Raw genomic sequence first — 20,946 nt, forward strand, 5'->3', positions numbered from 1 at the left:
TTTTTTATTTTAAAGAAAATCTTTATAGCAATTAAATTAATCATTTTTGATATTTCATGAAACTAGAGAGCAAATTTAATATACCTTAACAGTTTTAAATTCGCCCCTAATGATTAAGAAAAACTCATTTATTTCGCCTGAAATTTCATATTGAATTTTCTTGCTTGTTTTCTTACTTCTGGGTTGGAAGGCAAAGCAAATGGACTTGCACGCCAGATCGCTTTTTCAATACTTGTTTTAAATTTTTGTTCTTCTTTATCTAAAAAGATGATTTGCTCGATTTCCCCACTATCACTTAAAAATACTTTAACGCTTGCACTCATCCCTGTAGAAGACTCTGGAACATCCCATATTTTATAAATTTTCTTTTGATATTGTTTTTTATATTTATCAGCCTCAGAAGTGATTTTATTATCAGTCACTTGAGCAGAAGTAACTTGCTTGTGACCAGTAGTACACCCAACTAATAAAAATAAAGAAGCAATAATAGTGAAGTTTTTCATTTTAAATACCCTTTTCAATAACTAAAATTTAACAGTTTAAAATTTAAAAAACCACCCGAAGGCGATATTAATCATTAATTATTCCTCGTCAGCAAAGGTGGTAAGCTCCCCTTATTTCACCTTTGCTTAAATTAATGTTTTATTTTTCTTTAAAAAGGGACTTCATAACGGATATTCATGTTTGAATTTTCTGGAATATTATAGATATCTTGATCGGTAAAAATTCCGTATTCAGGTGTTTTAAAACTATTAAAGGCTTTATTTTCTGGAACAATTAGAGGTTTATTTAAGTAATTTTCTTGAGAATTATATGTAGATGAAGCACAGCCAATCAGCCAAAAACCCAATAAAGATATAACTAAAAACGTCTTCATAAATTTCGCCCACTGTTATAAAAACCACGCAATTTAACAAATTAAATCACCATTGTCACACCAACACTGTTTAGCTAAACTTAACAACAAATTTATAAAGAAGTATTTTAAAAAATTAGAATCTGTTACGGGACAAATATTAAAATTAGATAATGGACAAACACTCTAAAGTTAAGAATTTTAGATTTTATTTTATATAAAATTCTTTGTGTGAAGCTTTCAATAGAACTTCACACATATCTGTCGATTCACCCTATTATTGACCAGATGATCAAATCCACTCAAAATTTAATCTTCAAAAAACCAACTTTAATGTTACAATACAGTGATTTACTCAATTTCAATTGGACTTCAAAAGAAATGAATAGATTGTTATTAACTTTTTTATTTTTAAATATTAGTCTTTTTTCTCCCGTAGCTTTTTCTGAAACAAACACGTTTCAAATGAAACAAGAATATAATCACCCTAACTTTAATCAGCATAAGAGCATGCTTGCGGTAAACGCGAGTTCTCAAGACCATAAATTTAATGGGCAAGCCACAGAGTTTTCAAATTCTAGCACTTCTCCTCATAATGTAGATTTTTTTGAAATTGCGAAACAGTATCAAGAAAATGAAGCTAAGCCGTCCTACTCTACTGATGAAACAGTCAATATGAGTGATCATGAGCGTAGTCTTTACTACATTAGAAATCATGATAATGTGAATATTCAAAGAGAAATTCATGGTCAGCAGTTTAAATCGCTCAAACAACAGCGAGATAAAGGCGTCATTTCCAACGATGTATATAAAGAAAAAGTCTACAAAATCTTAAGCCAACCTTCTTTTAAATAAGTAAAAAGCCCTCGCTAGAGGGCTTTTCTTTAAGTATTAAAAGTCTTAGCAAATTTAAACAAGCATCGACATAAAATATTCTAATAACTTATCTCTTTCATCGATCTTATTTGCACTTAAAAGCTGAACCATTGCTCCATCAATCACAAATAAAAACATGTAGGCATCTTCAACTGTGGCAGTAACTTTTACCGTTAAAAGTAGCTTATAAATTTCGTTAATGAACCAATTTCGGTAGTCAATGACGAGTTTATAAGCCTCTGGATAAAGCTTTTCAATTTCAAAAATCGCTTTAAATGGTAAACGATAAAAGCCGTTTAAGTTTGCATGTAAAAAGTAGATTTTCTTTAACTTATCGAAAACCATAAGTTCTTGGTACGAATGAATAATAGAAAACACCTCATGTTTTAATGCGTCTTTTTGAAAAGTCAGAGACATCTCAACCAGTTTTTCTTTAGAGTGAAAGTAATTATAAAAGGTGGCTTTTGGAATTTTGGCTTCACTAATAATTCGGTCGATACCGACGTGAAACCCATGTTGATTAAATAAATCTTTTGCCACGTGGAGCACTTGTAGTGCTCTAAATGAAGCTTCTAAATTTGGCATAGACATACCGTTTAAAATAATTTTTTGTTGTATATAAAAGAGATAGAAATGCCGTCACTCTTAAAATGAGTGCTAAAAACAGGCATGTGAAAACGACACAAAAGTGGTGTGTTTGCCTATCTCAGGTTTTATTGTTGCTATGATTTTTTAGTCGTAATGATCTAAAGGTGTAGAAAACCTATAGTCGATTAAACCGTTTTAAAAACTGTTTAAATGGTATGAGTAGAGAGAATTTGGCAAAGGCCAAGAAATAAGAAGAATTAGTACGCATAGCGGACTCCTAGATGAAATAGAAGTTCTGCCAAATCACTGCTAAATGATTATGGTGGCAGAACGAAGAAGGGTTAGCAGACCAGTCATCTAGGAACCGGCACGCCCGAGGGCGTCCCTCCTCCGTCCTACCGCTACGAAGGGAGACGAACGAGTTCGACACCAAAAAATTGCTTTTTTGATGTGCTAGATGAAAACGGTCTGCTAAAACCGACTGGCAATGTGGCCAGCAGGCAAAGAATAATCGGAGAGGTTTTGAGTGTCAATGTGATATTGGCTAGAAAACAGTTAAATAATTATTGTTTTTCATTGGATTACAATAGTATATGCAAAGAGCACTGTTTAATTATACTTACTAAAAACAATGCTCTTTATTCTCATATATATTTACTCTTTTACTTATCAGACATATTCATCATTTTAGAGTGATCCATTTGAGACATATCTGCCATATTGCCATGCTGCGTATGGTCTTGCTGCATTTTTCCATCATTCTTCATGCTACAAGGTTTTGTGCATTTTTCTTGTGCTTTAGAATTTGGCTTGATTTCCGCATTCGCAGCCGTTGTTTGTTTTGCATCTTCTGCCCAAGACTGGGTTCCAGTGATTAAAGCACCAACACACATAAGCGTTGTTAAACTACGGCGAAATAGAGTTTTCATTTTTAGATCCAAAAATTAACTTTATATAAATACCCTATAGGCTTCCAACGGACATCTAGGTGACCTGAAAATGACATTTTTGTAATCTACGCCGAATCATGTGTTTATAACGTTATTATATTCTCAATGAATGATATGAGATTTTTATAAATGAGAATCTTATTGGTTGAAGATGAAATAAAAACAGGTGATTACCTTAAACAAGGTTTATCTGAAGCTGGATATATTACCGATTGGGTGACTGATGGATTATCAGGTAAACATCAAGCACTTGTAGAAGAATATGACTTGATTATTCTGGATGTGATGTTACCGAAGTTAGATGGTTGGAACATCATTAACGATATCCGAAAAAGCGGGAAAACTATGCCCATTCTTTTTCTTTCAGCCCGTGATCAAATTGAAGACAGAGTTAAAGGTCTAGAACTTGGGGCCGATGATTATCTGGTAAAACCTTTTGCTTTTGCTGAGCTGCTTGCCAGAATAAAAAGCCTACTCCGCCGTGGGCAACAAAAAGAAGATAGTAATATTATTACAATTGCCGATCTTGAGCTTGATCTTCGTAAGCGTCGTGTCACTCGAGCGGGTCAACGTATTGACTTAACAGCTAAAGAGTTTGCATTGATGGAATTATTCATGCGTAGACGTGGAGAAATCTTACCTCGCACCCTCATTGCTTCTCAAATATGGGATATGAATTTTGATAGTGATACCAATGTTGTAGAAGTCGCTATTAAACGTTTAAGAAATAAAATAGATAGTAACTTCAGCCCTAAGCTGATCCAGAACATACGAGGAATGGGCTATGTTTTAGAGGTTGAAGATGCCTAACAAACTGTTTAATGCGATCAGCTTTCGTATTGCAATTCTTTTTTCTTTTTCTACGGTTATTATTTTAATGATTATGGGATTAGTCATTCACCAACTCGTCATGCATCATTTTGAAACTCAAGATAGAACTCAATTAGAAGGTAAAATTCAACTTGTAGAAAACCTACTTGAGCAAAATCATCACAATCCTTCTGAATTAAACTTATATTTAAAAGATGCCTTAGTTGGACATCACGACCTGATCGTGCAAATAGAGCGCCCGAGCAGTCAAATTATTTTTAGCTCATCACCAACAGCGCTTAAGAGTAAAACATTAGTAAAATCTAAACATGGTCCGTGGCTTGAATGGAAAGTCCAAAATAAAATTTATCATGGCTTAATTTATAAAAAGTCTTTCGATCAAAATAGCACTATTCCATCAGCTCAAATTATTGTGGGTATTGATACATCTGAGCACCTACATTTCTTAAACGATTTTAGACGTCAGCTCTTATATATCGGCGTTATCGGTACAATTTGTTTGATGCTCTTGGGGTGGTTTGCTGCTTGGCGTGGGCTCCGTCCAGTTCAAAACATGGCAAAGGTTGCAGAAGGCATTTCAGCTCAACATCTTTCCGAGCGTTTAGAAGTCGACAACACACCAACTGAACTGAAATCGTTAGCTATCGCATTTAACGATATGTTAGATCGACTAGAAACAGCCGTAGGAAAACTCTCGGATTTTTCATCTGATCTTGCACATGAAATTAGAACACCGATTAATAACTTGATGACTCAAACCCAAGTTTGTCTATCGCGTAGTCGAGATATCTCTACCTATCAAGAAATTCTATTTTCCAACTTGGAAGAGTTTGAACGTTTAGCCCGAATGGTGTCCGATATGCTATTTCTTGCGAAAGCAGAACATGGCTTACATAGAGCAGACTTACAACAAGTAAATTTAGTCAAAGAAGTCTCGGCATTATTTGATTTTTATGATGCGATTGCTGCTGAAAAAGGCATGTCACTAAAACAAACTGGCCAAGGTTATGTCGAAGGTGATCCTTCAATGTTACGCCGGGCGCTTAGCAATCTTTTATCAAATGCAATCAAATATGGTAAATCAGATTCGATCATTAAAATTAAATGCCAACAGAATAGTGATACAACTGAACTAACCATTGAAAATGAAAGCTCCCCCCTATCACAAGAACAACTCACTCGATTATTTGATCGTTTTTACCGTACAGATGCGTCAAGACAACGAGCTGAAGAAGGTACAGGGTTAGGTTTAGCAATTACCAAATCTATTCTTGATGTACATGGAGCTACTATTCAGGCGAACTATGAGAATGGGCATATTACTTTTAAAATCATCTTTCAAAATTAAGTGTATTTCTGATCTCTCATTCATTTATTGGTTGAATTGATCTAACTGGAAAATATTATCAAAACAGAAAAAGTCTTTGGTACTGATAAATTCTCGATTTTTTAAGATGACAAAAATGTAATTTTGAAGTCATCAACGCGTTTCTCTCTATCTTGAATAATAGGCATACAAAGAGTGTGACCAATAAAGTACGTCCTTTATTTTAATTCAGTCATTACTTAGTCAAATATTCATTTTACGAGGATGAAAATATGAAGCTTTTTCACAACAAAATGACCGCTCTACGGAATGTTCTAGTAGGAGCAACTATGATGGTTGCTGCTTCAAACGTATTTGCACATGTCAGCCTAGTTAGCGCAAACCCTGGTATTAATGCTTCGGTAGTGAGTCAACCTAAAAATATAACGCTTAATTTTGGCGGCGAAGTCATGTTAATGAACGTTAAGTTGCTTGATGCTCAACGTACAGACATTCCTTTAAATTACCAAGTGAGTCATGATTTAAAAAAATCATTTGAAGTCGCTGTGCCAAAGCTAAAAAAAGGAAAATATACCGTAGTGTGGACCACAATGGGCTCTGATGGTCACAACATGAGTGGCGAATATACTTTCACTATTAAATAAACCAGAAAAATAAAAAAGTATCGCTAATCCATGCCAGCAATGAGCTGGCATATTGTATAGAGAGAAGAATATGGCGCCTGAAACTTGGATATATGCGACTTGGCTTGTTAAAGCTTTTTTATACTTGGGGACCGCATTTGTTATTGGAGGTGCCTTCTGTTATTTCTTGCTTGGACACTATGTAGAAATTAAAAAAATTATTATCAAATACATCACTGTTGGTGCAGGGTTGGGGTTTGTCTCAAGTACTTTAGGCTTCTTCATTCTCATCGGAAGTTTTGCCAATACTGGCCTATCAGGTATGTGGGATAGTAACTATATCAATCTGCTCATTAACACGCCGATTGGTCACGTCCACATCATTCGATCAATCAGCTTTCTGCTTTTATTGCTCTTTATGCTCGTAAAATTAAGCAGTGGAAATAGTCAGATTTCTAAATTTGAAGGATCGATTTTCGCTCTACTATTAATACCCATTGTTTTCAGTTTTTCTCAATTAGGTCATGTCACAAATTTATCCTTATTTGCGCAAATCTTACTATCAACACATGTACTTGCAATGTCTTTATGGATGGGTTCACTCTATCCCTTATGGAAAACGAGCAGAGTAATTCAAGGCCTACCGTTAAAAGAACGTATGCATCTGTTTGGAAAAATTGCAGCCTTTATTGTCGGAGTTTTACTTGTCTGTGGTGTTACTATTGCCCTGCTGTTACTTAAAAATTTCAATGCGCTGCTCAATACTCCTTACGGGCATGGGTTTATTATCAAACTGCTCTTTGTGCTATCTATTTTATTACTAGCAGCCTTTAATAAATGGTATTTCACTCCTCGTTTACAGCATCCAAAATTTGCAAATCAGTTGGGTTACGCCATTTTATTTGAAATATCATTAGGCCTAGCCATCCTTTTAACAACGAGCTACATTACGACTGTTGTTGGTATTGAATAGAGATTAATAAAAATTCCAGAAAACGCTTTTAAGCTAAAAGCGTTTACAACTTAAAGTATTTCTGCACTCATCCAACTACTCTTCAACAAATTTAAGCTTGAAGAACTTGCTGATTTAATTTGGCTTGAATCAGCAAGTTATATGCATCGGTTTAAAAAACCTATTGTTTTAACTTAATTTTATTTAGTGTCATACATAAGGCTTTTTTGTCGGCCTCTTTAAGTTGAGGATGCTGAACAGACCACATGTAGCCACAGCTATGAGGTGCTTTGTTATTATTTTTCTTAAGTTCATAGGCAATATTTTTTAAAAGCTCAGTATTTAGCGTACTAATTTTTAAACGTACTTCTGCTAAATCTTGGGGCTTCCAATTGGTTTCCGGACTCGATAACCAGTCTGCTCGATATCGGTACTGAATTGCCTTAGCAACATTCATTTGAGTCACAATAAATGGCTTCACTGTTTCGCTATTTAAACCAAAAGATTCAGCTTAGGAAACAGATTGATCGAGAACTTTCTTTTCTTGAGTTAAATCTTCAATCGGCAAATGCTGCTCTGCTTTATAACCCGCCACATCCCTCATATAAGATAAGCGCTCGTTAATTAAACGGGCAGTTTGATCATATTGATATGCTTGCGCTAATGAAGAAAAGCCCATGAAAACTGCCAACGTACAAACCACTTTAATAGCTTGCTGAACACGCTTAATTTTTGCCATGTAATACCTATCGAAATTATTGTTTTGTCATCATTCCAGATCAGTACTGTATTTTAACAACATGCAAAAGTAAAATTTCAAGATAGGCTAAGTTCTTGGCTCCATGCCGAATCAGGTTGTTGATAGATGTGTTGGCATACTTGCTTAAGAGATGAGGTAAAGTGCTGGTTTTGTCCATCCCATTTCTCAACCATACAATAGGTGATATGAATGCCTTTAGGTTGAAACTCTCTTGCCAATGACTGCGCTAAAGCACGAACGCCCGCAAACATGCTTTGGCTTAATACATCATAATGAGTCGAGTTGCTAAATGGCGCTCCAAGAAAAATAACTGTGCCCCTCTGCTGTTTTAACATAGGCTTAATCACAGCTTGCGCTACACTCACTGCACTTAAACCTGTGATCTGCCAATGGTGTTCAATCTCTTCTAAAGATAAAGCCTCAATATTTGGTGAAGATGAAAAGTTGGGCTGAAACACACATAGTTCAATTGTATGTCTGTGACTGGAAATATAATTCAACAAGCTTTTTAAATGATCTGCATTCACCAAGTTCAAATGAACTGCTGTCACACCATCATTTATAGAATGCACTTGTATATTCTGCACGGCTGAATCATGCACAACTTGATAAAGATGTAATGGAGAATGTGCATTTTTATCTAGAATTACAAAGCCACGCTCGATCAAGTGTAAGTCATGACCAGCAACGACAACACAGCCCTGCTTTTTTTGAAATCTCTGACATATTTTTTTTAGCATTTTAGTCTCTCAAAATTTTTCTTGATAAGGGCGTAAATCCAACTCATGTGTCCAAAGCTCAGGCGTTTGTTGGTAAAGCATCCAATAGTTTTCTGCAATTGCATCAATATTGAGCCCACCCGTTCCACGCGTAAGACGAGCTAAACGCCCTAGGCCAAATAATGCTTTATTCACTCTATCGCCATCGACCATTCCATCAATAATCACATGAGCAATATGTATGCCTTGTGATTTATAGATTTGAGCTAAATTTAGTGCATAAGCTCGCAAGGCAGATTTACCCATCGTAAAAGCTGCAAAAAAAGGTTTTCCGCGCAAAGAAGCACTCGCCCCAGTAAAAATAAGCGTACCGTAGTTTTGATCTTTAAAGATTTTTAGACAGCTTTGAGAAACTAAATACGCCGATAAAAAAGTGGATTGCCACATTTGAGTAAAAAACGATAATGGACTACGTAAAAAAATTGAGGGAATATTCCCTCCTACATTGTGAATTACAGCAGTAATGCGCTCATTTTGACTAGTAATTGTGTCAAACAAGGCTTGTACTTGCTTTACATCTTCTGCATCTAAACGAAATGCAACAGCGTCACCGCCTTTCGAATGGATTTCGGCAGCCACTGCTTCAATTTTTTGGAAAGTACGCCCAGCGACATAAACTTTTAAGCCTTCTTTTGCAAAACGATGGCACACAGCTGCACCAATACCTTGTGATGCCCCAACGCCAATAACAACTACACAATCTAATTTTTTATCTGGTGTTGCTAATGTCATAATCGTTTCACCCTGTTTGTTTTTTATACCATAATGCAATAAACGGACGATCCAAAATTTCTTTACGAAATTTTTTGCTTGTGCGAATCACTTCACCAAGTTGAGCGACAACAGCAATGTCTGCAATTGTCTGATAGTCTCCAACCAACCACTCACTTTGTGATAAAACTTGTTCAATGCGGCCTAAGTGTCTTCTAAACTCTTCTTCAACATGCTCTTCTTTCATTCGGCCAAGGCCCTGAAAGAAAAGCTGTGTTTTTAACTCGGCTAAAATAAATCCTTTTACCATTGGTCTTTCATACGCTGGGCGACCAATACTGCTAATGCGAATTGCTTCTTTTAAAGCTTCTGAGTCATTTACGCGTAAATAGACTTCATAAAAATAGAGAGACTCATCTGCCCAGTCTTCCCATAACTCTGCAAGTGCCTTTTGATTTGGATCTTCTGGATAGAGCCGAGGCGTATCTGGATAAGTTTCATCCAGATAACGAGCAATTCGAGTACTATCTTGAATACGCTGACCATTATGGTCAATTACAGGCACCTTGCCCACTTTACTCAATAAAGGAACTTTAGCTCCCAAAATACCGTTATAGTTAACTGTTTCAAATGAAATTCCTTTAAATTTCAAAATTCTTGAAACTTTCTGACAAAATGGCGAAATCTCCCATTGATGCAAAATAATATCCGACATTTATTCACCTTTATTTTAATTGCCTGTTTTGCTTGCTAGTTCTTTTTTGGAACTAATCAATAAATATACAGTATGTATTTTTAAGTCAAACTGTTTTTGATGACGGATAAGTTTCAAAAAACTAAGATCATTTGATTTATATCGTTTTATGCTCAGCCAATTTTAATGAATATAATTAAAATTACGCGGAACCATTTTTACTAAAATAGAACCGCGTATATTTGATAAATTAATAAGTCACTGTAACAACTACACTGTCAGAATAGTTTCCTGGTGTACTTGCGATGGAAGTACCTTGTGGAATTTTTCCATAGACAGGTGTACTTTGAGCGCTACCTGTTCCCGTACCAGACACTCCACCGGCTCCCCCAACATTGGTTACGCCACCTGTGGCATCCCACACCGTACTATAGTTAGAGTCTTTATATAACTGATAGGGAATATATTCATTATTACCATTGGTCATACGCCTAAATCCGCCAGGAATACGGTTATTGCCATCGCCTAAATAAATGCTATATGGTGTTCCATAATTACAGGTCGAATTTACAGCTCCTTGCGTTGTGTAATCACGACTAGTGGTACTAATATCATTAATATTGCTGAAATCTACAGTTGAGGTTGAGTTTAATTGACACATACTTGGTACCACAAAGTTTGCTGTTAGTAATGCATCACCTGAATCCCAGCCACCAATTAAATCACCGCATGATAAACCCAAAAGATCCATATCCCAATACAACCGAACCGAAGCCGTATATGTTCCTTTAGGATATGCAATGAGTGACCCCGTTCGAGCTGGAACTTTCACATTTACCGAGTAACTCACAATATTATTTGATGCCACTGTTGCTACTGGACCATACCACACATTGGAGGTTTGGTTGGTGGTAGAAGACCCAGCTCCACCTACAGTTGCAGTGACCGTATATGGTAAAGTCACACTATTATTCGCAGTGGTTGCTCCTGTAAATACGGTTTTCATACACATGAAATTAGAAATTTGGGGGAGTCCTAAATTCGTGCAAGTAATTGTGCCTGAAAGGTTTACAGTTGCATCACTATTAATATTTGCTGCCGTGTAGGTAAAAGTACTATTAGTAGTTCCGCTTACTGTACAAGCAGCATGTGCTGGACTAAAAAAAGCATAAACGAGATAAAATAAGCAAATGCCTATAAAGTATTTTAAAGCCAATGAAAATTTCTTATAGCTCTCTATTTGAGCCTTATTCATAATATTTAATGACATACATAAGGTCCCAATTTCTTAGTTGAGTACTGATTACTGTTATAAGTGAAGTCAACTTGGCATGAACCATGATCCAGAAGATCGACTTCAAGCTTGTTTTGTTTTAATAGGTTTTGAATAAATACTTCACCGTCGTAGCCAACTACCCCATCTTGTTGCCCATTAATTCGAACCGTATAACCCGGTAATAAAGGTGAATTATTCTGGTCAACAAGTTTGACTAATCCAGAAATGACCTGATGAGCACCAAAGTCAATAAGACCACCTTGGCGATAACCTACAACTGTTTTCTGATCTGTAGACTTCACGCTCCAATTCAAAGGCAGATACGATGGATCTAAATAAATATGGTTTTCTTTGTATGGCATTAGACTAGGAATCAGAAATCTTCCAGAATTATCAGTTACGCCCAAGTTGATTCCGCCATTTATAATTTGGCTTTGTGGCCCAGCATTGGTTACAACAGCGTAACCATCTCCTATTTCATTGGCCGCAAAAATCCGCCCTGCTGCCGCAACCAACGATCCTGTCGCTGAAACTGCAACCTGATCGTTATCTCCAATTCGGTTATATCGACCCGTCAGGTAAGCCGCCCGAGCACGGTAAGAGCCATAAATCGATGCATTGTTTTGATTGGCATCCTGATCACGCTCAACATAGCCTCCCCATCCAAATGAACCGATTTGAGGTTCTGATAAACCGAATATTTCTTGTCGATAACTCAGCCTGCCACCATCATTAGATACACTTGTAATCGCATTAACTCTAGTAGATGGTGTATAACGCAGTGCAAAGTAAATGCCATAGTCTTTGTGATTTTCATAATCTTTATACGCTGAGGTATAAAATCCCCAGTTCTTATTCAGGCTTCCGCTTAAATTGGCAGAGACTAACTTATAAGAGTTCTCACTAAATTTGATCTGGTTATAACCCAGATAGGCGCTATACCCTTCGTAAAAGTTATAGCTCATCCCCGCCCTAAAAATCTCATCTGCCAGTGCACTGTAGCTCAGATAGTTCTGTGGCTCAGAAGTAATCTGGTTATCTTTTAAATATCGAATTTGAGACACACGGGCAAGGTCAAAGTAGTTATCAAATACTTTGCGGTAACTGGTATTAAACGAAATATTCTTACTAATCCGTCCTTCTAAACCAACCAAGGCAGAATAACCGTTTTCATCTTTATACTGGCTCGCTGCAATATCAGCATTAATTACCCCAAAACCAAACAGGTTCTTGGCAAAGCCAGTGCCCAGATTTGATAGCCCATCTGTAGAAGCCTCTGCACCACCACTTAAGGTTAGTGAGTTGCTATAGCCGTATCGGATCGCACCCGAAGCAAAGGTGGCATCATCATAATCGTTCGAATACAGCCCATAGTTATAACGAGGAACCCCGACATCTACTGAAAATTCATTAATGCCTTTTGCAAGAATTTTAGATGAAAAATAGTAAGCCTGTTTGGTAATGCTCTGCTGACCCGTTGCATCGGTGGTCACAAGCGTAACCTCATTACCCGAAATAAACGGGAGCTGTTTAATGTCAAATGGGCCTGAAGGCACTAGTCCTGAATAAATCTTCTGTTGGTTGACATATAAATCTAATGTCGAAGGCAGTGCAGCGGAGCCTGAAAATTGTGGTAGTGCCGAAGTGACAATATCACCACGTTGGGTATAGGCACTCGACCACTGAAAACCAGCAAGACGTACACTATTCCCCCAGTCAGAACTATTGGAAATAAAGTCCCCTAAGGTATATATCCTGATCTTTTCAGGGTCTACATACTGCCACTTACTTTCCAGACGTACCCATTTTTCATGGCTATAACTAGTTTCATTACTTCCGTTGTATAAAACGCCTGATGAAAAGTTACCAATTGCGCTGTTAAAGATCCCTTCTGCCGAACCGGAGAAAACATTCTCGTCATTGGTCACGGTGTGATACAGGCTATAGTTCAAAATGGCCGCATTTAAGGGTTTCATTTTCAGTAAATGAGGGCTTGTGAGCTGTTGACCATTTAAGTCAACTGCATAGCCTGCCAACATGCTGGACGGAACTTGTAAGTTTAGAGATTGTTCATTCTCTAGATATTTAAACTGAATTCCTTTTAGCTCGTTAATACACACCCATTGGCTATCAGCAACATGCTCATCCATTTTCACTCTTAAAGTTTTTAAGGTCCCAGAGCGAATATATAGCTTTCCATCCTTAGATTGCTTCACAGCAACCAAGTCTTCAGCAGCATTTGAATTAATAGAAACGACTAAAAAAAGCTGAGTAAAATTAAGATATTGTTCCTCTTCATTTATATTCCCCTGTGTATATTTATTATTGCTATCTATAGATTTAGGAACACTGGGAATTGGAGTGTTCGTATTATCTTGGAGTTGCTCAGCAAAAGAATACGCCGGAAGATATGCAACACATAAGACACCTATAATGTATTTCATATAAGCCTCTTAAAGTGTGGTTTTCTTACCATTAACTGTCAGAGAAACGCTGTATTTATGATTTGGCTGATATGTAAAATTATTAATAGAGTAGCTTCGTGCCTGCTCCGCAAGAATATAACCATTCACGGTATTTACTTTAATGGGATAGCTTTTATTTGTTGTGGTATCCACAAGCGTTAAGTCATTTAAAAGTGCATGCCGGTTTCCAATATTACTAATATTTAAGGAAGGCACCTCCTGATTAGCATCAATTTTCCAATTCAATTGAGTAATCGCGTCTTTATTTACTACAAATACAGGCAATGACGAGCGTAAAAGCACATTAACCCCTTGAGCTGCTTTACGGCTATCAATTGGTTTTGGTAGTTCATCAATAATAATGCGATACGTTTTTTCACCAGAAACGGGTGCTGGATTAATTCTAACTACACGCAAGTTATAAGAATCATTAGACTGTAATTTTAAAAATGGTGGACTAATTGCGATCTCATCTGTAGGTGTTAACTGATCCTGTCCATTTTTTTGAGTCCATTCAAATACGCGAATCTGCAAATCAGTACTTTCATTTGACTGATTAAATAAACTAATTGAAGACGCGTTTTGATTACTTAATATTTCTACATTCACAGGTGAAAGACGAATTGTAGCGGCGTTAATAATGCTAGATGATAAAGATAAGAATAATCCCGTAATAATAAAGATATTTTTTTTCATGATTTACTCAAATATAACTTTTTTAATGTGTTAGCCCTTTCAAAAGGGCTAACAATATTTCTAATTTATAAAAATTAATAAGTTACTGTTATTGTTACTGTATCAAGATAGCTACCCGCACTCGGCAGCGTTGAACCAGCAGGAATACGGCCATATACATTCACTGTTTGTACTGCACCACTACCAGTTCCACTATAGGCAGTCGTTGCAATGCCGATTGCTGTGGCATGCCCCGAATCTGAGTAGAGATTATAAGGAATATATTCGTTGCTTGTTGCACCACCAATCATACGACGTTGAGTCGTCTGAGCATTTTGCCCAGCATCGAAAGCCAAGGTCCACGGTACAGTGTTGTTACAAAGGACTTTGATTGAGGTACCACCTGTCGTTGTAGTGTCTGCATCGACGTTGCTAGCAAGAGAACTTAAAGTCCCAAAGTCTAAAACTGCATTCGCTGTTGTACCTGTAGCGGAAGTATTCAATACACAACTATTCGTTACTGTTGCCTTAACAGTTAATGTACCCGTTGCTGTAGCTGCATTTGCTGAATTGAGAGAAAATAATGCTACGGCAATTACTGATAAATGAAAAAAAGTCTTTTTCATAGTCAAAACCTTTTAAATTAAATTGTTAAAACTAATAGATATAAAAAATTTATCACTTATTCTTACAATCATTTTTTATTTGACTGCTCCTTTTAAAGTTTATTTTTTTACCCTATTTTTTAACATCATACATAAAAACAATTAAAATGCATGATCTTATTATTATTTTAATTTCTAATTAACAAAATATAATTACTCAAACCAACTCCATAGATACAAAAATTAACACACCCAAAAACCAACCCATTGATTTAAATAATTTAAATAAAACCTTCATAAAATTTATTAAGTAAAATTTAAATAAATATGTCAAAAATTTAGCTAATTTTATGAAACTAAATACTAATTACAGAGTTACTTACTTATTTTTATATTATTGCTCTCTTAAATTTTGATTGTATATGCTTACTTAAAGATAAATTTCAAACAAACTATTAAAGATTATAATTTAAATAAAAGTAAAATGATGAGTAGTAGAGCTAAAGATGAATCACTATAAGGAAAGTTTTATTTTTTAAAGCATTAAATCTCTATAGAGACATATAAAAAATAAAGGCCTCTTACGAGGCCTTTATTTTTTATATTTAAGTCTAATTAAACACTCAACATACTATTTAAAGTTTCAGAGACATTTTTCGATTTCACTTTAGGCTGCAATGCTTGCAAAGCCTGTTGCACTTGAGTCCGCTGAGGTTCTGCTAACGTGTACCAACGTGACAATACCTGTAACAGTCGTGAACCTAAAATTGGGTTCTTCTCATCTAGATATTGTGCAAGGTTAATAAAGTGAGCTACACCAAAGCCCCACGTGTTTTCAGGATTATTTGATAATCCTCCACTCACCGCACGAATACGGTTTGGAGTTGTTAAATCATAATCTGGATGTTGAGTAAGGTATTCAATTGTTTCAGTTGTCGCATTCGGGTTTGCAGCCTGAATCATAAACCACTGATCTAAAGATAAAGCTTCATCTTTAAAACGATCATAGAAATCAGCAAGTACATCTTGAGCTTGAGGCGCATTTTGCCAAACCAGTACACGTAGTGCACCTAAACGTTCAGACATATTACCTGTGTTCTGATATTGCACATGCGCAAGTTCAAATGCAGTTTGATCCCCCTGACGAGCTATCATCATGAGCATAATATTTTTTAACGCACGCACACCCATTGCCAAAGAAAATTCTTTTTGCAGATCAGGGTCAAGTGTAAGGTAAGTATCTTTCCAGAATGAACCCAACTCTTGTGCCAAACGATTGAGCAATGCTTCACGTTTTACATGAATATCAGCTGGTGCATAGTTCTGATCGATACGACTACCCAAATAACCTTCGCTTGGTACATCAAACAAACGCGATGCCAATAGCGGGTCGTGACCAACTAATTCAGGCAAAGTACTTTGAATTGCCTGAATGTATGCATCCGCAGAATGGTCTTCTAACAAAATACGTTCAAGCAAAGTTTGCGTTGCTTGCCATTGGTTAAAGCCGTTTGTTTCGTGCTGAATTAAGAAAGCTAATTCTTCATCAGTATAATTAAACACAAGATTTACGGGTGCAGAGAAATTACGGAGTAGCGAAACAACTGGTTGTTCAGTCACACCTGTAAACTCAATAGTTGCCTCATCTTGGTCAAACAAATACACGCCATCTTTAACATCGTTTACAAACAAGCTTTCACTATGCAATGTATATTGCTCGCCTGTTTTAGCATTAAATAGGGCCAATGCCACAGGAATCGGAACAGCTTTTAAATTTGGATATTTAGGATGTGCTTTTAGGCTTTGTTTAAAGCTTAAACGATAAGTTTGCGCTGCTGCATCATATTCACCTTTTGCTTCAAGCTTTGGCGTACCTGGTTGGTTATACCAAGTTAAGAATGCAGATAAATCAACACCCGAACCCGCAGTTAATGCAGCAACCCAGTCTTCTACAGTCACGGCTTGTCCATCATGACGGCGGAAGTATTCATCGGTCCCTTGACGGTATTTTTCTTTACCTAACAAGGTCGACATCATGCGGTTAATTTCCGCACCTTTTTCATAGACAGTCGCCGTATAGAAGTTATTAATTTCCACAAAGTGATCTGGACGCGGCGGGTGCGATAATGGACCTGCATCTTCAGGGAATTGATGTGATTTCAGCACAGCTACATCATCAATACGTTGAACCGCAGCAGATTGTAAATCTTCAGAGAACGACTGATCGCGGAAAACCGTTAAGCCTTCTTTTAAGCAGAGCTGGAACCAATCACGACAAGTAATACGGTTCCCTGTCCAGTTATGGAAATATTCGTGAGCAATCACAGACTGTACACGCATAATCGCAGCATCAGTCGTGTACTCTTCATCAGCAAGTACGCATGCGGTATTAAAGATATTTAAACCTTTATTTTCCATTGCGCCCATGTTGAACTGGCTAACAGCAACAATCATATAGTTGTCGAGGTCATAAGGACGACCATAATGTTCTTCATCCCAACGCATAGAATGCTTTAAGGCTTCCATCGCGATATGACATTTTGGAATATCTTTCTCAATTGCATAGATTTCTAAAGCAACATCACGTCCTTCAGAGGTCGTATAGCGATCTTTAAGAACTGCTAAATCACCAATGACACAAGCAAATAAATAGCTTGGCTTTTTGGTCGGATCTTGCCAAATCGCGAAGTGGCGGTTTTCACCAGCCTCACCTGTTTCTAGCAAATTACCATTGGCAAGTAATACTGGGTATTTTTTGTCTGCTTCTACGCGTGTCGTAAAGACAGAAAGTACATCTGGACGGTCTGGATAGAATGTGATTTTACGGAAACCTTCAGGTTCGTTCTGCGTTACAAACAAGTCATCTGCTTTATATAAGCCTTCTAATTGAGTATTCGTTTCAGGATGAATAATGACTTGCGTTTGTAAAATGACTTCATCTGGTGCATTAGTGATCACCAGTTGTTCACTATCGAGTGAATATTGTGCAGGAGTGAGAATTTGTCCATTTAATTGAACAGACTGTAATTCTAGGTCACGGCCTAATAGCACCAGATCTCCAGCAGTTTGACGCTTCATCACTAATGTCGAATCAACAATTGTTTTATCATCATATACTTGGATATCAAGATTAATTGATTCAACCAAGAACGCAGGTTTTTGATAATCTTTTAAATAAACTGTCTGATCTGCCTGAACTGGAGGCTGCGCCGCAATATTCATCTTTATTCCTTATATACTCGTCTAAACGGTAGTATGAGTCGTCATGAAATATCATACGCCAAGTCATACACACTGTATTTGATTACCTTTATGAAATTAATGGGACTTCATTTATACATTTCAAATTAGAATCCTGTTTTATTAGCACAGATTAGACCAAATTTACTATAATCGTTGTTTATATAAGCAATCTATACAATAAAAATAAAACACCTTTAGCTTTTAACATTTTTTAGAGTCAGCTTACATTTTGGGCATGGTTCTTGCCTAATTAAATATACCAATATGGGTATCTAAATTAGAACAAGAGGTGTCAGCATGGAATTTAAAGCACATTTTCATCGACTAGAGAACATTAAAGCTATTCATGATCTATCAGCAGCAGGACTCGATCACCATGTGATTGCCGTGTTCTTATCTGCGGAAGGTATTTCTATTACAACTCAGGAGGTTACTTCTATTGTTAATACTTACGATGCGTTAGGGAAATTGAAATTACCAAGTAAAAAAGTACAGGCGCTTATTAAGGCCAAAAAGCTTGGCCAAAATGATGAGAGCTTGCCGTGCCCTGTTTAATTCAACTTTTTAGCCCACTATGAAAACCTAAAATCGAAACATAGATTTTAGGTTTTTCTATTTTAACAACAAACGAAAGTAGCAATCTCCGCCATCTACAGCGCGGCTGTGTATAATAGCCCCATCATTTTTATTTTATGTTCGGAGCAAAATGGCCTTACAAATTCTACAGAAACAGCTAGATGAAAGTAGCCATTGTCCTCTCTGCCAAGCCTCAATGTACTGGGTAGATGCCGAGCAATTTGAACAAGACATTCAATTCCATGAATGCAGTCATTGTCAGCACCGTCTATTTAAAGATCAAAGAATGACTTGCCACTGTGATACATGCACAAAACAACGGAAAAAGCTTCTACAACAAACACGTCTACAAGAACAACGCCAATTTAAGTCAAAAGAGCAGCCACAACGTAGTCTGGAACAGCTCAGCTTCTTACATAAACTTTTCTTGCTAAGTCTCCTAGACGACTATGCCCGTGAAGAAATCGCTCATGATGAATATATTCATTGGGACAAAATTAAATACCATCACATCACGCCTAACTGGATGTTTCAGAGCTATTTAATTAAACAGTTGCATAAAGATGGCATTTTGAATGCAAATGACCAAACTGATGACCCACAATGTTTTCACTTAAATATTCGTTTAGATGGCTACAGCGATCCAAGTTTATTTAGTGTGGCTCAACAGTTACGTAATTGGTTCTATGAAAATTTAAGCTTTGGTATTCCTTTTCGTAGTGCAGATGAAGTTAAAGACGTACTTTTTCAGGTGCTCTATCAAGAAATTATCCAGTTCATGCAGTTCTACTGCCGAACTTGGGGTATCCAGATTGCCGGAAATTCAAATTTTCAAAGCTTTTGCTATCGTTTAATGGATTCACTCGCAATTGGACAGATTTATTATCTGGTACAAACTGCACTCGAATATCTGTATAAACAAAAAATTTTACAGCCTCGCAATGATAAATTTATTAATACCAATCTATTAAAGAAGACTTTAGAACAATATCGCGAAAGAGCCGTGACCGAAAAGTGGGAAACCTCTATGCTCCCCCGTCCTCACAATATTCCTTACAGTAAAATGAGTTATATTTTGCTTAATCGTTTCTTGGGTTACGACGAACAGATATTTGTGCAACCTGTATGGAAAGCATGGCGAAAAATTGAACCACGTTTAAACTTTTATTCTGTCAAACGTTGTATGTATTGTGGTTCAAATGATTTAACCGTTGACTATGATGCAGCAGATTATGTTTCTTTGATTTGCCAAAAATGTAAGCATCAAGATCACTATTTTACCCACTAAATTTATAATCACTTTGGCTTACTAGGGATAATAATATGACATCGACATCTAGTTTGATTGAACAGGTCATTGAGGCTTGGCAGAACATGCAAGCCAAAACGCCTCTTGTACAATGTATTACCAATAGCGTTGCTGCAAACTATACGGCCAATGTATTACTCGCGTCTGGTGCTTCACCTGCGATGATTGATAATCCTTATGAAGCAGAAAGCTTTACCAAAATCGCATCGGCCTTAAGCATTAATTTAGGTACGCCCACCACTGAGCAAATGCAAGCCATGCAGATCTCAGCTAAAACAGCTCAGCTAAATGATATTACTTGGGTACTTGATCCAGTTGGCTATGGGCCAATTTTAGCTTGGCGTAGTCAAATGACAGATGAGCTTTTGCAATTTAAGCCAAGCGTTATTCGTGGTAATGCTTCAGAAATCAGTACGCTTGCAGGTAATCAGGTTCAATCTAAAGGTGTAGATAGCACCCTAAGTAGTGATGATGTCTATCGACAGGCTTACGCGCTATTAGTACATACAGACTGTATCGCAATTTCAGGTGAGTCAGATTACATTCTGTCTAAAGAATTAGATGTCGTTATCCAAATTAACGGCGGCAGCCCCTTACAACCTAAAATTACAGCAACAGGATGTGCTTTGGGTGCGTTAATCGCTGCATATAGTGCGGTAACGACTCCAACCATTGCAGCGCTTTCAGCTCATATACATTTTGCAATTGCGGGTAAACTTGCATCCAATCAGGCACAAACCATGGGAAGTTTTAGTACCATTTTTATGGACTATATTCATATGTTAGATGCCAACCTGATTGAGCAATATGCAAATATCAAGCTGTTTGGTTTAAAGGCATAACCACAAGA

General features: G+C 36.8%; 20 protein-coding genes and 1 pseudogene. 8 read left to right on the top strand and 13 right to left on the bottom strand.

The features are described from left to right. Positions 1-128 precede the first annotated feature (128 nt). Together ACPF64_RS15595 and ACPF64_RS15600 are read right to left on the bottom strand one after the other, a co-directional pair. Positions 129-503, bottom strand: a complete 375-nt coding sequence (locus tag ACPF64_RS15595; RefSeq protein WP_426454378.1) for a TonB C-terminal domain-containing protein — start codon at positions 501-503, stop codon at positions 129-131. A gap of 149 nt (positions 504-652) precedes the next feature. After that, entirely contained in the window at positions 653-877 is a 225-nt protein-coding gene (locus ACPF64_RS15600; RefSeq protein WP_426454380.1) for a hypothetical protein, read from the bottom strand. A 312-nt stretch (positions 878-1,189) separates the two neighbouring features. On the opposite strand from ACPF64_RS15600, the gene ACPF64_RS15605 reads away from it, so the two are divergent. Further along, positions 1,190-1,711, top strand: a complete 522-nt coding sequence (locus ACPF64_RS15605) for a hypothetical protein (protein WP_426456158.1) — start codon at positions 1,190-1,192, stop codon at positions 1,709-1,711. A 54-nt stretch (positions 1,712-1,765) separates the two neighbouring features. Here ACPF64_RS15605 and ACPF64_RS15610 read toward each other — a convergent pair whose 3' ends face one another. Both ACPF64_RS15610 and ACPF64_RS15615 read right to left on the bottom strand, forming a co-directional pair. Further along, a complete protein-coding gene (locus ACPF64_RS15610; protein ID WP_426454382.1) occupies positions 1,766-2,317 on the bottom strand; it encodes a TetR/AcrR family transcriptional regulator in 552 nt (183 codons plus the stop codon). 665 nt (positions 2,318-2,982) lie between these two features. After that, positions 2,983-3,249 (bottom strand): hypothetical protein, encoded by a 267-nt coding sequence (locus tag ACPF64_RS15615; RefSeq protein ID WP_426454384.1) that lies wholly within the window; start codon positions 3,247-3,249, stop codon positions 2,983-2,985. A 150-nt stretch (positions 3,250-3,399) separates the two neighbouring features. On the opposite strand from ACPF64_RS15615, the gene ACPF64_RS15620 reads away from it, so the two are divergent. The 4 genes from ACPF64_RS15620 (at position 3,400) to ACPF64_RS15635 (ending at position 7,024) form a co-directional block, all read left to right on the top strand. Next, positions 3,400-4,080: a heavy metal response regulator transcription factor gene (locus ACPF64_RS15620; RefSeq protein WP_056480886.1), complete on the top strand. Its 681-nt coding sequence runs from the start codon at positions 3,400-3,402 to the stop codon at positions 4,078-4,080. Then, positions 4,073-5,449, top strand: a complete 1,377-nt coding sequence (locus tag ACPF64_RS15625) for a heavy metal sensor histidine kinase (RefSeq protein ID WP_426454386.1) — start codon at positions 4,073-4,075, stop codon at positions 5,447-5,449. Before ACPF64_RS15620 ends, ACPF64_RS15625 begins: the two co-directional genes overlap by 8 nt. 251 nt (positions 5,450-5,700) lie before the next feature. Next, complete coding sequence (locus ACPF64_RS15630) at positions 5,701-6,072, top strand: copper resistance CopC family protein (RefSeq protein WP_419297647.1); 372 nt, start codon at positions 5,701-5,703, stop codon at positions 6,070-6,072. Positions 6,073-6,142: 70 nt separating this feature from the next. Then, complete coding sequence (locus ACPF64_RS15635) at positions 6,143-7,024, top strand: copper resistance D family protein (RefSeq protein WP_426454389.1); 882 nt, start codon at positions 6,143-6,145, stop codon at positions 7,022-7,024. Between the two features lie 160 nt (positions 7,025-7,184). On the opposite strand, the pseudogene ACPF64_RS15640 reads toward ACPF64_RS15635, so the two are convergent. The 9 genes and pseudogenes from ACPF64_RS15640 to pepN all read right to left on the bottom strand — a co-directional run bounded on the left by ACPF64_RS15640 (position 7,185) and on the right by pepN (position 18,190). Beyond that, positions 7,185-7,742: pseudogene (locus ACPF64_RS15640) on the bottom strand (chorismate mutase). 77 nt (positions 7,743-7,819) lie between these two features. Next, the gene (locus ACPF64_RS15645) at positions 7,820-8,503 is read right to left on the bottom strand and encodes an SDR family NAD(P)-dependent oxidoreductase (protein ID WP_426454391.1); all 684 of its coding nucleotides are present in this window, start codon (positions 8,501-8,503) and stop codon (positions 7,820-7,822) included. A 9-nt stretch (positions 8,504-8,512) separates the two neighbouring features. Next, complete coding sequence (locus ACPF64_RS15650) at positions 8,513-9,274, bottom strand: SDR family NAD(P)-dependent oxidoreductase (protein ID WP_426454393.1); 762 nt, start codon at positions 9,272-9,274, stop codon at positions 8,513-8,515. 7 nt (positions 9,275-9,281) lie between these two features. Then, a complete protein-coding gene (locus tag ACPF64_RS15655; protein ID WP_426454395.1) occupies positions 9,282-9,968 on the bottom strand; it encodes a glutathione S-transferase family protein in 687 nt (228 codons plus the stop codon). Positions 9,969-10,197: 229 nt separating this feature from the next. Continuing rightward, a complete protein-coding gene (locus ACPF64_RS15660; RefSeq protein WP_426454397.1) occupies positions 10,198-11,217 on the bottom strand; it encodes a Csu type fimbrial protein in 1,020 nt (339 codons plus the stop codon). Further along, positions 11,208-13,667 carry a fimbria/pilus outer membrane usher protein gene (locus tag ACPF64_RS15665; RefSeq protein WP_426454399.1) on the bottom strand — a complete coding sequence of 820 codons (2,460 nt, stop codon included), beginning with the start codon at positions 13,665-13,667 and terminating at the stop codon, positions 11,208-11,210. Before ACPF64_RS15665 ends, ACPF64_RS15660 begins: the two co-directional genes overlap by 10 nt. Before the next feature lie 9 nt (positions 13,668-13,676). Beyond that, positions 13,677-14,384 carry a fimbrial biogenesis chaperone gene (locus ACPF64_RS15670; RefSeq protein WP_426454401.1) on the bottom strand — a complete coding sequence of 236 codons (708 nt, stop codon included), beginning with the start codon at positions 14,382-14,384 and terminating at the stop codon, positions 13,677-13,679. 74 nt (positions 14,385-14,458) lie between these two features. Beyond that, positions 14,459-14,989 carry a Csu type fimbrial protein gene (locus ACPF64_RS15675; RefSeq protein ID WP_056480907.1) on the bottom strand — a complete coding sequence of 177 codons (531 nt, stop codon included), beginning with the start codon at positions 14,987-14,989 and terminating at the stop codon, positions 14,459-14,461. Between the two features lie 594 nt (positions 14,990-15,583). Continuing rightward, positions 15,584-18,190: an aminopeptidase N gene (gene pepN, locus ACPF64_RS15680; protein WP_426454404.1), complete on the bottom strand. Its 2,607-nt coding sequence runs from the start codon at positions 18,188-18,190 to the stop codon at positions 15,584-15,586. A 318-nt stretch (positions 18,191-18,508) separates the two neighbouring features. Here pepN and ACPF64_RS15685 point away from each other — a divergent pair, with 318 nt between their 5' ends. The 3 genes from ACPF64_RS15685 (at position 18,509) to thiM (ending at position 20,938) form a co-directional block, all read left to right on the top strand. Then, positions 18,509-18,766 (top strand): hypothetical protein, encoded by a 258-nt coding sequence (locus ACPF64_RS15685; RefSeq protein WP_004643236.1) that lies wholly within the window; start codon positions 18,509-18,511, stop codon positions 18,764-18,766. Between the two features lie 151 nt (positions 18,767-18,917). Beyond that, positions 18,918-20,075: a hypothetical protein gene (locus ACPF64_RS15690; protein WP_426454406.1), complete on the top strand. Its 1,158-nt coding sequence runs from the start codon at positions 18,918-18,920 to the stop codon at positions 20,073-20,075. Between the two features lie 35 nt (positions 20,076-20,110). Next, on the top strand, positions 20,111-20,938 hold the full coding sequence (gene thiM / locus ACPF64_RS15695; RefSeq protein ID WP_426454408.1) for a hydroxyethylthiazole kinase: 828 nt from the start codon (positions 20,111-20,113) through the stop codon (positions 20,936-20,938). Positions 20,939-20,946: the final 8 nt, after the last annotated feature.

The organism is Acinetobacter sp. KB005 (genome assembly GCF_049949095.1).
In the GTDB taxonomy this organism is placed as follows: Bacteria; Pseudomonadota; Gammaproteobacteria; order Pseudomonadales; family Moraxellaceae; genus Acinetobacter; species Acinetobacter calcoaceticus.

Coding starts and splice junctions, on each gene's coding strand:
- pepN (WP_426454404.1), bottom strand. CDS start 18,190: ATGAATATTGCGGCGCAGCCTCCAGTTCAGGCAGATCAGACAGTTTAT.
- ACPF64_RS15610 (WP_426454382.1), bottom strand. CDS start 2,317: ATGCCAAATTTAGAAGCTTCATTTAGAGCACTACAAGTGCTCCACGTG.
- ACPF64_RS15625 (WP_426454386.1), top strand. CDS start 4,073: ATGCCTAACAAACTGTTTAATGCGATCAGCTTTCGTATTGCAATTCTT.
- ACPF64_RS15595 (WP_426454378.1), bottom strand. CDS start 503: ATGAAAAACTTCACTATTATTGCTTCTTTATTTTTATTAGTTGGGTGT.
- ACPF64_RS15615 (WP_426454384.1), bottom strand. CDS start 3,249: ATGAAAACTCTATTTCGCCGTAGTTTAACAACGCTTATGTGTGTTGGT.
- ACPF64_RS15685 (WP_004643236.1), top strand. CDS start 18,509: ATGGAATTTAAAGCACATTTTCATCGACTAGAGAACATTAAAGCTATT.
- ACPF64_RS15690 (WP_426454406.1), top strand. CDS start 18,918: ATGGCCTTACAAATTCTACAGAAACAGCTAGATGAAAGTAGCCATTGT.
- ACPF64_RS15630 (WP_419297647.1), top strand. CDS start 5,701: ATGAAGCTTTTTCACAACAAAATGACCGCTCTACGGAATGTTCTAGTA.
- ACPF64_RS15660 (WP_426454397.1), bottom strand. CDS start 11,217: ATGTCATTAAATATTATGAATAAGGCTCAAATAGAGAGCTATAAGAAA.
- ACPF64_RS15600 (WP_426454380.1), bottom strand. CDS start 877: ATGAAGACGTTTTTAGTTATATCTTTATTGGGTTTTTGGCTGATTGGC.
- ACPF64_RS15650 (WP_426454393.1), bottom strand. CDS start 9,274: ATGACATTAGCAACACCAGATAAAAAATTAGATTGTGTAGTTGTTATT.
- ACPF64_RS15645 (WP_426454391.1), bottom strand. CDS start 8,503: ATGCTAAAAAAAATATGTCAGAGATTTCAAAAAAAGCAGGGCTGTGTT.
- ACPF64_RS15670 (WP_426454401.1), bottom strand. CDS start 14,384: ATGAAAAAAAATATCTTTATTATTACGGGATTATTCTTATCTTTATCA.
- ACPF64_RS15675 (WP_056480907.1), bottom strand. CDS start 14,989: ATGAAAAAGACTTTTTTTCATTTATCAGTAATTGCCGTAGCATTATTT.
- ACPF64_RS15605 (WP_426456158.1), top strand. CDS start 1,190: ATGTTACAATACAGTGATTTACTCAATTTCAATTGGACTTCAAAAGAA.
- ACPF64_RS15655 (WP_426454395.1), bottom strand. CDS start 9,968: ATGTCGGATATTATTTTGCATCAATGGGAGATTTCGCCATTTTGTCAG.
- thiM (WP_426454408.1), top strand. CDS start 20,111: ATGACATCGACATCTAGTTTGATTGAACAGGTCATTGAGGCTTGGCAG.
- ACPF64_RS15665 (WP_426454399.1), bottom strand. CDS start 13,667: ATGAAATACATTATAGGTGTCTTATGTGTTGCATATCTTCCGGCGTAT.
- ACPF64_RS15635 (WP_426454389.1), top strand. CDS start 6,143: ATGGCGCCTGAAACTTGGATATATGCGACTTGGCTTGTTAAAGCTTTT.
- ACPF64_RS15620 (WP_056480886.1), top strand. CDS start 3,400: ATGAGAATCTTATTGGTTGAAGATGAAATAAAAACAGGTGATTACCTT.